Source organism: Candidatus Accumulibacter cognatus, assembly GCF_000584975.1.
Taxonomy (GTDB): Bacteria; Pseudomonadota; Gammaproteobacteria; order Burkholderiales; family Rhodocyclaceae; genus Accumulibacter; species Accumulibacter cognatus.
Map to the genome: position 1 here is coordinate 23,612 of NZ_JDST02000026.1, position 13,005 is coordinate 36,616.

Annotated in this window: 10 protein-coding genes and 1 pseudogene; 3 read left to right on the top strand and 8 right to left on the bottom strand. The window is 62.3% G+C overall.

Annotated elements, in window-relative coordinates:
- Positions 1-151: 151 nt before the first annotated feature.
- From AW06_RS05795 to AW06_RS05820, 6 genes are all read right to left on the bottom strand, one after another.
- Entirely contained in the window at positions 152-1,285 is a 1,134-nt protein-coding gene (locus tag AW06_RS05795) for a DUF1513 domain-containing protein (protein WP_034947034.1), read from the bottom strand.
- Between the two features lie 17 nt (positions 1,286-1,302).
- Positions 1,303-3,510, bottom strand: coding sequence for a TonB-dependent receptor (locus AW06_RS05800; RefSeq protein WP_034947037.1), 2,208 nt, complete (start codon positions 3,508-3,510; stop codon positions 1,303-1,305).
- A 136-nt stretch (positions 3,511-3,646) separates the two neighbouring features.
- Positions 3,647-4,069: a biopolymer transporter ExbD gene (locus tag AW06_RS05805; protein WP_034947040.1), complete on the bottom strand. Its 423-nt coding sequence runs from the start codon at positions 4,067-4,069 to the stop codon at positions 3,647-3,649.
- Positions 4,070-4,081: 12 nt separating this feature from the next.
- Complete coding sequence (locus AW06_RS05810) at positions 4,082-4,897, bottom strand: MotA/TolQ/ExbB proton channel family protein (RefSeq protein WP_273704423.1); 816 nt, start codon at positions 4,895-4,897, stop codon at positions 4,082-4,084.
- Between the two features lie 9 nt (positions 4,898-4,906).
- Positions 4,907-5,512, bottom strand: coding sequence for an energy transducer TonB (locus AW06_RS05815; RefSeq protein WP_273704424.1), 606 nt, complete (start codon positions 5,510-5,512; stop codon positions 4,907-4,909).
- A gap of 195 nt (positions 5,513-5,707) precedes the next feature.
- On the bottom strand, positions 5,708-5,893 hold the full coding sequence (locus AW06_RS05820; RefSeq protein ID WP_034947043.1) for a hemin uptake protein HemP: 186 nt from the start codon (positions 5,891-5,893) through the stop codon (positions 5,708-5,710).
- 308 nt (positions 5,894-6,201) lie between these two features.
- Here AW06_RS05820 and AW06_RS05825 point away from each other — a divergent pair, with 308 nt between their 5' ends.
- Positions 6,202-7,824 carry an FAD-dependent oxidoreductase gene (locus tag AW06_RS05825; protein ID WP_034947046.1) on the top strand — a complete coding sequence of 541 codons (1,623 nt, stop codon included), beginning with the start codon at positions 6,202-6,204 and terminating at the stop codon, positions 7,822-7,824.
- A 311-nt stretch (positions 7,825-8,135) separates the two neighbouring features.
- On the top strand, positions 8,136-10,256 hold the full coding sequence (locus AW06_RS05830) for a peptidase domain-containing ABC transporter (RefSeq protein WP_273704425.1): 2,121 nt from the start codon (positions 8,136-8,138) through the stop codon (positions 10,254-10,256).
- Positions 10,257-11,560: 1,304 nt separating this feature from the next.
- On the opposite strand, the gene AW06_RS05845 is transcribed toward AW06_RS05830, so the two are convergent.
- Both AW06_RS05845 and AW06_RS20005 read right to left on the bottom strand, forming a co-directional pair.
- Positions 11,561-12,262, bottom strand: a complete 702-nt coding sequence (locus tag AW06_RS05845) for a hypothetical protein (RefSeq protein WP_273704426.1) — start codon at positions 12,260-12,262, stop codon at positions 11,561-11,563.
- Positions 12,263-12,436: 174 nt separating this feature from the next.
- On the bottom strand, positions 12,437-12,571 hold the full coding sequence (locus tag AW06_RS20005; protein ID WP_337958753.1) for a hypothetical protein: 135 nt from the start codon (positions 12,569-12,571) through the stop codon (positions 12,437-12,439).
- A gap of 223 nt (positions 12,572-12,794) precedes the next feature.
- Here AW06_RS20005 and AW06_RS20010 point away from each other — a divergent pair.
- A pseudogene (locus tag AW06_RS20010) lies at positions 12,795-13,005 on the top strand (glutamate--tRNA ligase family protein); the annotation flags it as partial.

Here is a 13,005-nt window from a genome sequence, read left to right on the forward strand (position 1 = left end):
GACCAGTCGTTGGCGTGATCCATTCAACTCGGCCGACAGGCCGCCCCCCCAAAGACACCCTTGGCCCGATCAATAAAAGCCACTCGCGGCGAAGTCTGACCTGGCCGGCGAGCCAAATCTGATCGGTCCTGGGCCTTCAGCAAAGCGACGCTCAGGTCTCGCTGATCAGACTCCAGTGATTGTCCAGCGCCATCGGCTGCGGCCATGGCAGGGCAAGGGGTTTGAGCCGCGGGTGGCTGCGCACCAATCCCAGGGCCGTGGCGACGAGGACGCCGCCGGACGATCCTGTCCCCCGCCATGAAGTCAGGGCGTAAGCCTCCTCCATCCTGACCAGCGGCATCATGCGTTCGCCCGCGGCGGGGTGCCAGAGCTGGGCGAGGCCGATCTGGTTGCTCGACAACACGAAGCCGCCGTTCCAGGCGGCCGCGATGTCGCCGGCGTAGCCGATGCCGTCGTTGGCCCGGGTCGGCACGAACAGGCGGTCGCCGTCGAGGACAGCGAGGATCGGGGCCTGTGCGCGCTGCTCGCGGCGGTCATGCTCGGCCTGGAGGGCAATGCCGAGATAGGCCTCATCGTCGGCCGGCGAGTGGCTCCACGCGAGATGCCGCAGGCTGAGGCGCGGGTCGTCCAATCGCCACTGGCGCAACAGGCTGCCGCTGGCGGTATCCAGACGGACGAGCGAGGATTCCATGTGCTGCAGATCGTGCTTCTGGTCGGCCAGCGTTCTTGGCACGCCGCCGTTGGCGATGATCAACTGGCCAGCGGCGTCGAGCGCGAGCTGGTGCGGATCGATGCCATGCGTATCCCATTCGTCGAGCTTCTGCAGCGTCCGCCGGTCGCGCACGCCGATGCGGCCACGTCCCTTGCCGTACTCCGTTTCGGTGGTCAGCAGCACTTCACCGTTCGCGGCGACGACGGCGTGGCCGCAGAAACGCCGCGTCGACGATTCCTCCAGCGAGACCCGCTGCTGCACCTTGCCCTGCGTGTCGCAGCGCATCAGCCAGGTGCCGGGGCGTGCCGCCACGACCAGCATGCCGCCATCGGCCTCCGGCAGGAGGCCGTGCGGCCGCGACGGCAGTGGTACGGCGTGGCGGATGTCGAGCTTGCGGGTTTCCCAGTCGGCGACCAGGGTGCCGGCGAAGTAGGGATCGCCCGGGTTCGGACCGCGCCAGGCGGCGGCCACGATGGCCTGCCGGGGAGTCGTGGCCAGCGCAATCCCCGGAAGAGCGCTGCCGGCGACGCCGGCAGCAACCGCAGCAATGAACCTCCGGCGATTGGTCGTCATGCCTGCCGCCTCCCTGTTCAAAACTTCAGCTCGCCGGTGAGGATGGCGGTACGTCGCGTACCCGGTACCGTGAAGCCGCCGTTGTCGTAGATCGAGTCGTAGTAGAGCCGGTCGAACAGATTCTTGATGTTCAGACGCACGCCCCAGCGCTTCTCTTCATAGGCGACCATGGCATCCCAGCGCTGATAGGCCGCTGCCGTGTTCGGTGCGAACTGTCCGTTCACGAAGGCAGCGCTGACCGCCTGTTGCGGCTGGTAAGCAAAGCGCTGGCCCTTGGCCTCGACGCCGGCACCGACCTTCCAGTGGTCGGTCAGCCTGTAGGTTGACCACAGGTTGAAGGTATAGACCGGGGCATTGCGCGCGCGCTCGCCGACGAGACGTGGGTCGCCCTGGGTGACGGCGCCGGTCGTGGCGTTCACGTTGAGCGCAGTTTTGAGAATCGTGGCGTTCATCAACGCCAGGCCGGAGAAGACTTCCCAGCGCTCGCTCAGGCGGCCGGCAAGCTCGACCTCGAAACCATCGGTACGGCGCTTCCTGGTCAGGATGGCTGCCGTGGATTCCAGGTCGGTATTGCGTTCCCAGTTCTTGTTGGCGCGGTAGAGGGCCGTGCGCAGCGCGAGGTCGCCGCCGAGCAGCAGCCACTTGGCGCCGAGTTCGGTGACCTGACTGCGCTCGGCCGGCATCGGCGCGACCGTCAACTGATAGAGGTCTGCCGTTGGACTGAAGGAGTCGCTCCAGGCGAGGTAGTAATGCGCTTCCTCCTGCGGCTGCCAGGACAGCGCGGCCCGTGTGCTCCATTCGCCGTACTTCAGGCTTGGCGAGGTGGTGCTGGAATATTTTGCGTCCATCTCGTCACGACGCAGGCCGACGGTGGCCTTCCAGTGCGGGATGAATTCGATGCTGTCCTGCAGGTAAATCGCGTAGGAGTCGCTGGTGAATTTCGTCGGTGTGCCGGTCAGCGCTTCCTGGTAGGGATGGAACAGCGGCGGGTTGGCATTGGTCGTGCCGCCGAAGTTCTGCAGGCCGTGGCGGAAGCTGTCTTCCTTCAGGTATTCCATGCCGGCCAGGAATTCGTGGCCGATGTCGCCGGTCCTGAAGCGCGTCGAGTAGTCGGACTGCAGTGTGACCGTCTCGTAATGGGACGAGCGTGTGACGTTGCCGCCGTTGACGCCGTTTGCGCTTGGCGGCAGGGTCAGGTTCGGTGTCTTCGCCCAGTAGCTGCGCTGATAGTCGGCAACTCGGACCTGTGTGCGCAGCATCGATTCAGGGTCGAAAAGATATTCGTTGACCAGTGTCGTGATCGTCGTGTCGCTGTCGTCGAAGGTCTTGTCGGTGCCCCAGTAGGAGCGAGACGGGAAGCGTTCATTCGGGCGGCGCGTGACACCATCGAAAGCAATGCCGTAGTCGGGGTTATCGCGGGTCTTCAGGTAATAGTGGTTGAGCCAGAAGCGGTTGTGCGAATTCTGGTTGAGCGCGAGGCTGATCGCGGCCCCCTGGCGGTGCACTTCCGGCTGGTCGCCGTTGGCGAGATTCTCGCGCCAGCTTCCCTCGTCGCAATTCATCAGGTTAACGCGCAGGCCGACATCGGCGCTGAAGCGCTTGTTCAGGTCGGCGGTCACTTCGCGGTAGCCGTTGGTGCCGATGCTACCGGTCAGCTTGTATTGGTCGATCAGCAGGGGAGTCTTGCTCACCTGGTTGATGACCCCGCCGGCCTGGCCGCGGCCAAAAAGCATTGCACCGGCACCGCGCAGGACATCGATCTGTTCGTAGTTGAAGGTCTCGCGGTTGTATTGGGCCGTGTCGCGGATGCCATCGAGATAAATGTCACCGAAGGTATAGAAGCCGCGCAGGTTCATGTTGTCGCCCGAGCGGCCGCCCTCGGCGGCGTTGAAAGTGATGCCTGCGACGTTGCGCATCGCCTCGCGCAACGAGCCGACCTGCTGTTCTTCCATCAGCGCGCTGGTCACCGTGGTGATGGCCTGCGGAATACTGTGCGGATCCTGTTCCACCTTGCCGACGCGGGTGCGCGTGGCAAGGTAGCGATCGGGCTCTCGCTCGGCGGTGTCGGTGACGACCACCGGTGCCATCGTCTGTTCGCCAGCGGTTTGCGCGCCGGCACCGAAGGAGAGGGCCATCAGCGCGGCCAGTGGCAGCCGGCGGGGCAGGGAAGGAATCGGTGCGCAGGAGCGCGGGCGGGCGCTCTGGCGCGAGGCGTTAGCAGGCATGCAAATCTCCGTGGAGTGAGGTTTGGTGGCTGGCTGAACGGCATCGCGTCTGGCTGGCTGGTCAAGGGATGTATCAAGGGATGTAACTTGTATCTTTTAAAAAGTCATGAACGTTCTGATGAGCGCACTTGCTCGGTCACCGCGCGCCTGCCGGATCGGTTATGAACCCGATGCGCAACAGGCCGACTCTTGCGGCTTCCGACATGACCTGCGCAACTTTCTCGTACGGCGTCGTGCGCTCTGCGAGGATGTGCAATTCCGGCTGCGGCTGCAGGGCGCTAACAGTCTGCAGTCGTTCGGCCAGCACGGCGGCATCGACCGGCTCGCCGTTCCAGAACACCTGGCTGGAGGCATCGATAGCGAGCTGCACGTTGTCCGGCCTCGTCTGGTTGACCGAGGACGAAGCCTTCGGCAGGTCGACCTTGACGGCATGCGTGAGCAGGGGGGCCGTGACGATGAAGATGATGAGCAGGACGAGCATCACGTCGATCAGCGGCACCATGTTGATTCCGGTCAGCGGCGCCTCGTCGTCGCCGAATTCCATGCTTGCGAAGGCCATGTTCTGTCCTCCTCAGCGAAGGGCCAGGCCGGGGTGGGTCGGCTGACATTCTGCGCCGGCAGCGACGCCCTGCGCGCGTGCCATGGCGATCACCTTTTCGCTCGTCGTGCGGGCATCGGTCAGCATCGGTGAGGTCTTGACACCGGTGGCGAGAAAGGCAAACACGTCGTAGGCGAAGGCGTTGAGCTGCGACAGCGTCCCGCGGTTCTCGCGGGCAAAATGGTTGTAGGCAACGGCAGCCGGTATGGCGACAGCCAGCCCGATGCCGGTCATGATCAGTGCCTCACCGACCGGGCCGGCGACCTTGTCGAGCGTGCCCTGTCCGGACATGCCGATGGCGATCAGCGCATGGTAGATTCCCCAGACCGTGCCGAAGAGGCCGACGAAGGGTGCGGACGAGGCAACCGTGGCGAGGAAGGTCTGGCCGAATTCGAGGCTCGCCTTGTCTTCGTCGATGGCGCGCTTCAGCGCGCTGGTGAGCAGATCTTCCGGGTTGCCGGCGTTGACCAGGTTGACGGTGCTGCATTCGCCACCGCTCTTGCAGCGGTTGTGCTGCTCGATGGCGGTGAAACCGTGGTGTACCAGATGCGCGAAGGGTTCGGTCGTGCCTTTCTCGCGGATGCGGGCGGCAACGGCTTCGAGGTTGGGGGCTTCCCAGAATGCGGCGAGAAATTCGGCGCTGCGGCGGCGCGTGCGCAGCCCACGGACGCCCTTGGTGGCGATCAGGTACCAGCTGCCGATCGACGCGATGAGCATCAGACAGAGCACGATGCGGGCGACGATGTCGGTGTGGGCAAGAAAATGGGCAAAGCCCAGCGGGTTTTCCATGACGGCCTTTCAGTTCTTCAGGTGGAATGTAATGGGGACCAGAACCCACGCGGCGAGGGCTTCCTCGCCGCGTTTGGCCGGAACGAACCGCCAGTGCCAGACGGCGTCCAGTGCTGCCTGGTCGAGACGTGGGGAGCCGCTCGATTTCCTGACTTCAATTTGCGACGGTCGACCGCTGGTCTCGACATGAACCCGCAGCACGACCTCCCCTTCTTCGCCCATGCGGCGAGAAAGGGGCGGGTAGGTGGGTGCGGGATTGGAGAGGTAGTCGGCGGCGAAGCGGGGCTGGCTGATGGTGGCCGGGGCTGGCGGGGCGGGTAGGTCTGGCAGGGTGGGTGGAGGGGGGTCCCTGACGATCGTCGTTTCTGAAAAGGCGGCAGGCGAATGGGTCTGCGCTGCCAGGATCTGCTGCGGTACAGGGCTTGTCTGGCGTCGCGGCCTTGCTTCGACGGGTGTCGGTTTCGGCGGCTTCGGCGGTTCAGGCGACTTGGTGACGGGCAACTCCGGGCGGAGGATATCAACCATCAGTGTGCTGACGCGCTCCGGCATCGGCACGATATCCATCATGGTGAGCAAGACGAAAATGCAGGCATGGATAGCGGCGATCACGACCACGGCGCACAAGGACAAGCTGGGCGTGTATATGGTGTATGGATTGGCGGCGTGAGTGATGGTATTCATCTTCTTTGGCGGTACCTTCTGCCCAATCCGTCGAGAGCGCAAACCTGTGGCTGGCGGACCCGGCAGGGATTGCTGGCTGGCGGGAGCGAGGGAGGCGGTGGTCGATCGCTACGGAGAGATGCAGGGTGATTACTTGGTCAGGATCAGCTTGTTGTCCCTGGTGATGCGTAGCGTATAGCGCTGCTCGCCATGGGCGATCTCGACCGTCTTCTGGCCGCGGAGAATCTGGCTGCTGTTCAGGCTCGACGGTAGCTCCGGCTGTGCCGTCGTAGTGGTCTGTGTCGGCAAGTGCGGCGAATGCGGGGTCGAGGTCATTTCGGGTTCCATAGTCATGGCGTGGGCTGTACAATACGAATTCAAATGAGAATGGTTCTCATTCTATAGTAATCGGTCGGAGCGTCAAGCGATTTTTCGTCCCACCGGATTCCCGCTTCCCAGCACCGCATTCCCGTTGTGGCAGGGTAGCGGCCCCAAGGCGGTATAATTCCGGCTTTCCGTAAAGGCTTGGGGGCGTACCAACTCGGAGTCACAGTACACCGGGCACTACCCCGAACCAGGCTGGGTGGAATCAGGCGCTGGCACGTTCCAAGGCCTGGGCACTCGATGACGAGTGAGCGGCACCCATGAATCTACGTGACAGCAATATCGGCAAGCTGGATCAGCGCGTCTACGACGTGCTGATCATTGGCGGCGGCATCAACGGCGCGGTGTCTGCTGCCGCCCTGTCGGGCAAGGGCGCGGCCGTGGCGTTGATCGACAAGCGTGATTTTGCCGGTTTCAGCAGCCAGCAGTCATCGAACCTGGCCTGGGGGGGCATCAAGTATCTCGAAAGCGGCGATTACACGCTGGTCAGAAAGCTGTGTCTGAGCCGCAATCATCTGATTCGCCACTATCCATCGCGAGTCAAGGAAATTCGCTTTTTCTCCACGATCGAAAAGGGTTTCCGCTTCCATCCCCTGATTCTCTGGGCGGGTACCTGGGTGTACTGGCTGTTCGGGAACGGTTTCACCAGGATGCCGCGCCGCTTTTCGAGGCAGGCCATAGCGCAGGAAGAACCCCTTGTCGACACGCGCTACGCCGCGGGCGGCTGTGAATATTCAGACGCCTACCTGTACGACAACGACTCCCGCTTTGTTTTTCAGTTCGTTCGCTCGGCGATGGACCGCGGCTGCATCGCGGCCAATTACGTGGAATCGCTCGGCGCCCGCCGTGCAGGCGGGTACTGGCGGACCAAGGTGCGCGATGAGACCAATGGGCGGATCCTCGAAATCTGTTCGAAGGTGCTGATCAACGCTGCCGGTCCGTTCGTGGACGAGCACAATGCACTGACTGGCGAAGAAACGGATCATCATCATCTGTTTTCCAAGGGCATCCACCTGATCGTGCCGCAGATCACCCCGAAGCAGCGGATCCTGACCTTTTTCGCCGACGACGGGCGCCTGTTTTTCGTCATCCCGATGGGCGTTCGCACCTGCATCGGCACCACCGACACACGGGTGGACTCGCCGTTCACCGAGGTAACCGACGAAGATCGTCAGTTCGTTCTCGACAACATCAACAAGCACCTCAAGATCGCGCGGCCACTGAGCCGCGCCGACATCATCGCCGAGCGTTGCGGGGTGCGCCCGCTGGTGGTCAAGGCGAGAGGCGACGGCGGGCTCCGGGACTGGATGCAGTTGTCGCGCAAACATGAGATCGATGTCGATTGGGCCACGGCTCATCTGAGCATCTTTGGCGGCAAGCTGACCGACTGCGTCAACGTGGGTGACGAGGTATCAAAGATCGTCACCCGGCTTGGTATCGCGCTGCCGTATCGGCAATACAAGTGGTATGGCGAACCGCACCCTTCGGTACGCGAGGAATACATGCATCAGGCCAGGCTGATGAATCTCGACAGCTATACCTCGCCGGAGTCGATCGAAAGCCTGAGCAGTCGGCTGTGGCGGCGCTACGACCAGCAGGCACTGGCCCTGCTCGCCGAGATCCGCGAGAACCCGAGACAGGCGGAAGTCTTGATCAAGGGTACCGACTACATTCGCTGCGAGATTCGGCTGGCCAGACATCAGGAAATGATCGTCAAGCTCGAAGACTTCCTGCGGCGCCGCTCCAAGATCGGCCTGGTGGTGCGCCGGGAAGACATCAGAAACGCCGACGGACTGATGGAGGCGTGTGAAATCCTGTTCGGCGATCAGGCCAGGGAGAAATACGACGAGTATTTCCTGGAGCGATCAGACGCCGGGGGATAGCCCACCCTCTAGCTTTCCGAAGACCCGCCCTTGCCGAGAAACAGGCAAGGCGCACAACGACGTCGAGGAGAACTCGGTGAACCGGCTTCTTGGCGAAGTCCTGGGGATGAGCCCGGCAGTGGTCTGTTGACTGGTGATCAAATGAACAGTAGAGTGACCCGCATCCTGACGATCATGACTTTCCCGGCCACTGATCATGAAAGTCATTATCGTTTCCCTCTCCCCTGGCCCCTCCACCGCGAGGGAGAGGAGAGATTCGTGAGTCGCTGAGGCGACTTTCACATGAAGGGCGGAACGGAAGCATAACAATCATGTCTCGACTGGAGGGGGTGAGGCACGAGGACGTCATCTGGCTTCTGGGCAGCCTCAGCGCACTGTACCGCCTGCCGTTCGAAGCGAGTCTGATCGAGCAGGAGTTTCCGCCGCCGTACACCCTCGCCACCTTGCACGCAGCAGCACGCGCGCTCGGCTTCCGGACTGGCGTGGTTGCGCAGGCAGACGTCGATTGGCAGAAGCTGCCGCTGCCGGCCATTGCGTTTCTGCAGACTGCGGCTGTCCCGGACGGGCCACCACCGGCCTGCCACCCGGTTCTGATCGTAAACACCGATGGCCAGTCGCTGCTCTGCTTCGCAGCAGGCAAGCAAACTCCCGAAACACTGCCGATTGCCGAAGCATCCCTTCGTCTCGAAGCGGAAGTCATTCTGCTTGCCAGAAACGCCGCCGCCGGCCACCCGGAAACGGCCGACCCTCACGATCTCATCTGCGCGCGCAAGTCCTTCGGTTTTGGCTGGTTCGTTCCCGAACTCGTCAAGCACCGGTCGATCTGGCGCGACGTGTTGCTTGCCAGTCTGGCGATCCAGTTCGTCGGCCTGGCAACGCCTTTGTTCACCCAGGTGATCATCGACAAGGTGGTCGTCCATCAGACGCACGGCACGCTGATCGTACTGGGTGTCGCGCTGCTGATGTTCATGCTCTTTTATTGCAGCATGACGTGGTTGCGCCAGTATCTCATCCTGCACACTGGCAACCGCATCGATGCCGTCCTCGGCGCCCAGGTCTTCCGGCATCTGCTGCAACTGCCGCTTCCCTACTTCGAACATCGCTCGACCGGCACACTGGTCGCGCGCCTGCAGGGGATCGAAACCATTCGCGAGTTCGTCTCGGGCGCGGCCGTCACCCTGATTCTCGATCTTCCCTTTCTGCTGTTGTTTCTGGTGGTGATGTTCGCCTACAGCTGGCAGCTCTCGCTGATCGCCATCGTCCTGCTCGGGGCGATCGCCGCCATCAGTCTCCTGGTTGCACCGCTGTTCCGCAACAGGCTCAACCGGCAATTCCTGCTCGGCGCCCGCAACCAAGCGTTCCTGACCGAGTACCTTGCGGGCATGGCGACCGTCAAGTCGCTGCAGATGGAACCCGACATCGATCGTAAATATGGCGACTATCTGGCCCAGTACCTCGCTGCCGGCTTCGCGACCCGACAGGTTGGCAATACCTACAACGTGGCGGCCAACGGACTCGAACAGTTGATGACCCTCGCCATTCTGATCGTCGGCGCGCTGCTGGTGATGCAGAACGACGGCTTCACCGTCGGCATGCTGGTCGCCTTCCAGATGTTCGCCAGCCGCATGAGCCAGCCCCTGCTGCGAATCGTCGGTCTATGGCAGGAGTTCCAGCAAGCCAGCATCGCCGTCAAGCGGCTCGGCGACATCCTCGACATGCCACGCGAGCCGCACACGCTGGTTCCGCATCGCCAGAAGCTCGATGAAGGTCTGCTGACCGTCGACAAGCTTGCTTTCCGCTACTCCGAACAGCATCCCTGGCTGTTCAGAAATCTCGACCTGGTTTTCACCCCGGGTCAGCTGACCGTCGTCACGGGTCCCTCAGGCTGTGGCAAGAGCACGCTGGCAAAACTGCTGCTCGGCTTCTATCAGCCTGTGGAAGGTTGCATTTCGCTTGACGGCAAGGACATCCGTCATCTCGCCGCCAACGAACTGAGAGCGGCTTTCGGCGTGGTACCGCAGGAGACCGTGCTGTTCTCCGGCACGCTCTACGACAATCTGCGCATGGCGCACCCGCATGCCGGATTCGAGGAGATCGTTGCCGCCTGCAAGGCCGCCGAGATCCACGAAGTCATCGAACAGTTGCCGAAAGGCTATCAGACCGAGATTGGCGAACGCGGGACCGGGCTTTCCGGCGGACAGCGGCAGCGCATCGCCATTGCACGGGCACTGCTCAAGCGCCCGCGCATCCTGATTTTCGACGAAGCCGTGTCCAACCTCGACCCGCAAACGGCCGGACACCTCGCGTCAACGATCAACCAGCTGAAGGGGAGGGTGACGATGATCTTCATCACCCACCAGGTTCCGGCCGGCCTGCAGGTCGATGAGGTATTCGCTTTTCAGGTCACGCCGGGCGCAGTGTCGGTCAAATAAAGCGCCGGCAATGAGTGCTCGTGTCGTCACGGAACGGCGTCCGGCGCATCGGTGGGCGACAGCCGCAGTGGCTGCTTGCCCGTCGGCATCACGGATCGTATGGCAGCAAGCGGCTATCTCGCTTGACGCCTTGACTTTTTTCTGATGCTGAACTTAAGTACAGTTTCCGAAAACACCCAAGACCATGAGGCACGCCATGGACTCGTTTGCTGCGCTTTTCGGCAGGTTCGTCAATGCCGTCCGTTCCCAGGCGGCGACTCCGTCACCTGTGAAGCGGTTGAACCGGATCAGCAAGCACAGGCGTGCCCGTCGGCATCGCCCGCCGTTGCCGCCATTCTTCCTCGGTTGTCCTGAAATTCTGTATCCCACGAGCATGCCGAGGACAAGCGGGGCTTGCTCGGCCGTGTCGCTTGCGGAAAAGGCTCTGAAGGACTGACATGCCAGCGAAGCCGATTGCCACTCTTCTCAAGTTCGGCCATCCGCAGATGGCCGCGGAAGCCTTCCTGATTGACCGGGATACCGGTAAGAGTTTGATCCCAAGGATGGGGAGCTGTATCGCTATACCAGGTCTGTGAAGGCCGTTGGGCGCAAGGATGTCACGGCGGAGAATGTGCGTCGCGAGCTTGCAGCAAACCCTGCTTACGACCTCAACATCTACGCTTACGTCCTCGACAACGTTCCTACCCACGGCCCTGCACCCCGCTACGGTGTCACCTACGACGACATCTCGACAACTCGGCGCATGCCTTGGCATGAAGAACATCGGAAAGCCGTGTGCGGGAAAATCGCATGCACGGTTTGATGAGAGAGGGCAGGTGCAAGCCTGTCCTCTACTCTACCCAAGAAAAATGCGACAGCCTTGATCCGGACAACTTTCGCTACAAGATCACTTCGCGCGAGATTGCGGCTTGAGCGGTCGCCGCCGTCAAGGAAACCCCATCGTCAAGTACGCCAGGATCTTCTCGGGGCCACGGTTTCCTAGTTTTCAAAACAGAAGAAACAAGATATAACCGTGTCCCCTATTTTGCGCTCCTGCCGCACAATAGGTCGCCCAGCCACCCCGAAACCCCAATCGGTCCCGATCACATTCTCGACCGCTCTCAGCCAGCTATCGGCGATTCTTCACCGCCATTGACACCCGGCGCGGGAACCGTGGTTTCAATGCGCTTTGACCTCCGGAGCAGCGGTCCTGAGGTGGGCGCAAGGGCGGAGTGAGACGAAAAAGGGGGCAAAACGAAGGGGAACGGCCCTGGGGCGGTTCCCCTCGATCTTCAGGTCACGCGCCGAAGCGCGACAATCCTGATTTAGGCGCGGCGGCGGGCGAAGCCCAGCAGGGACAGGCCCAGAGCAGCAAGCGCCAGGGAGCCCGGAGCGGGAAGATCGCGCACGATGAAGGCGCCGTCGCCGAACTTGACATCGCCGAGGAAGGTGCCGGTCAGGGTGTAATCACCGGCGCCGAGAGTGGCCGAACCCTTGCCGTAATTGGCGTCGGCGAGGGCGGCGGCGATGTCGGTGCCAGTGGAACTGCAACCAACGCAATCAGTGCCAGACGTGCCTACGGAAACGGCGTTGGCGAAAAACTCGAAGCGGTCGCCGGAAATTTGCAGATCGGTCCAGAACAGTTGGGCTGCCCGGTTGAGGTGGATGGTCCAGGAGCCTTCGGGAGAGCCGACGCCGACGATGGGGCCGGACTGATAGGTGTCGGCGGTACTGCCGGTCAACGGGGTCCCGGTGTCGCCGAAGCCGAAGAAGTACCACGTATCGGTGGTGATGGCGGCAGCCTGGGCGGCGCCGGCGGCGACCAGCGTGGCGGCGGCTGCAATGCCGCGGAGGGACTTGGAAAGGTTCATGTTCTTGATCTCCGTATGGAAAGTGTTGTGTCGATTCTGCGCATTGGATAGGGGTTTTCCCCGTCCGTACAGCATTCTTGAACTGCGCAGCGGCTTAAGCACGTTTTGTGCCAAATAATTATTTCTCATATTTTTCAATTGCCTGCGAAATTTCACCGGGGAGATTCTCTTGGCGGTGTCAAAAATTCCGACACTCGCCTTCTGCACCCTCACAGGGGTTGGGACAGCCGGTAAGGGATCTTCTCAGAGGTCGGGAGGAAAACCGAAGTCTTCGCCTGCCTCACCACCAGCGTCTTGCCGCCGAATCGGTGCTGTCCGCGCGGCTAATCGCTACCGTCCCGGCGCGGCACGGTTTGCGGGTCGCAGGTGATCGGACAGTATGGCAATGCCGAGCAACATCACCAGCGGGATGTGCCAGTTGATGGTGCGCAGGAAGATCATCACCACGCCGCCGGCGGCAATCAACCAGGTGGCTGTTTCGCCAAGACTGCCGGCGCGGCTGCCGTACCAGAGCTGGATCGGCGCATGCAGCAGCGACTGCGCCAGGTCGACGCCGCGCGACTGGATGCCGCGGTGCGCATCGAAGGCAACGACCGGGCAGGACGGGAACGGCTGCTCCGTTATGGCGCCCGGCCGCCCTTCGCCCTCGAACCTCTACGCCAAAGCGATCCCGAGCATCTGGTCTATCACGGCTCTTTTCTCGTGGGCTTACGCCCGCCACCATGCCGGCTGTTTCATCCTGCGCATCGAGGACACCGACCTGGTACGTTCGACTCCGGAAGCCATGCAGGCGATGCTGGATGGCATGCACTGGCTGGGGCTCAAGCACGACGAGGGGCCCTTCTACCAGACGCAACGGATGTCTCGCTACCGGGCGATCATCGAAGAAATGCTCCTGA

Coding starts and splice junctions, on each gene's coding strand:
- AW06_RS05830 (WP_273704425.1), top strand. CDS start 8,136: ATGTCTCGACTGGAGGGGGTGAGGCACGAGGACGTCATCTGGCTTCTG.
- AW06_RS05795 (WP_034947034.1), bottom strand. CDS start 1,285: ATGACGACCAATCGCCGGAGGTTCATTGCTGCGGTTGCTGCCGGCGTC.
- AW06_RS05805 (WP_034947040.1), bottom strand. CDS start 4,069: ATGGCCTTCGCAAGCATGGAATTCGGCGACGACGAGGCGCCGCTGACC.
- AW06_RS05825 (WP_034947046.1), top strand. CDS start 6,202: ATGAATCTACGTGACAGCAATATCGGCAAGCTGGATCAGCGCGTCTAC.
- AW06_RS05810 (WP_273704423.1), bottom strand. CDS start 4,897: ATGGAAAACCCGCTGGGCTTTGCCCATTTTCTTGCCCACACCGACATC.
- AW06_RS05820 (WP_034947043.1), bottom strand. CDS start 5,893: ATGACCTCGACCCCGCATTCGCCGCACTTGCCGACACAGACCACTACG.
- AW06_RS05800 (WP_034947037.1), bottom strand. CDS start 3,510: ATGCCTGCTAACGCCTCGCGCCAGAGCGCCCGCCCGCGCTCCTGCGCA.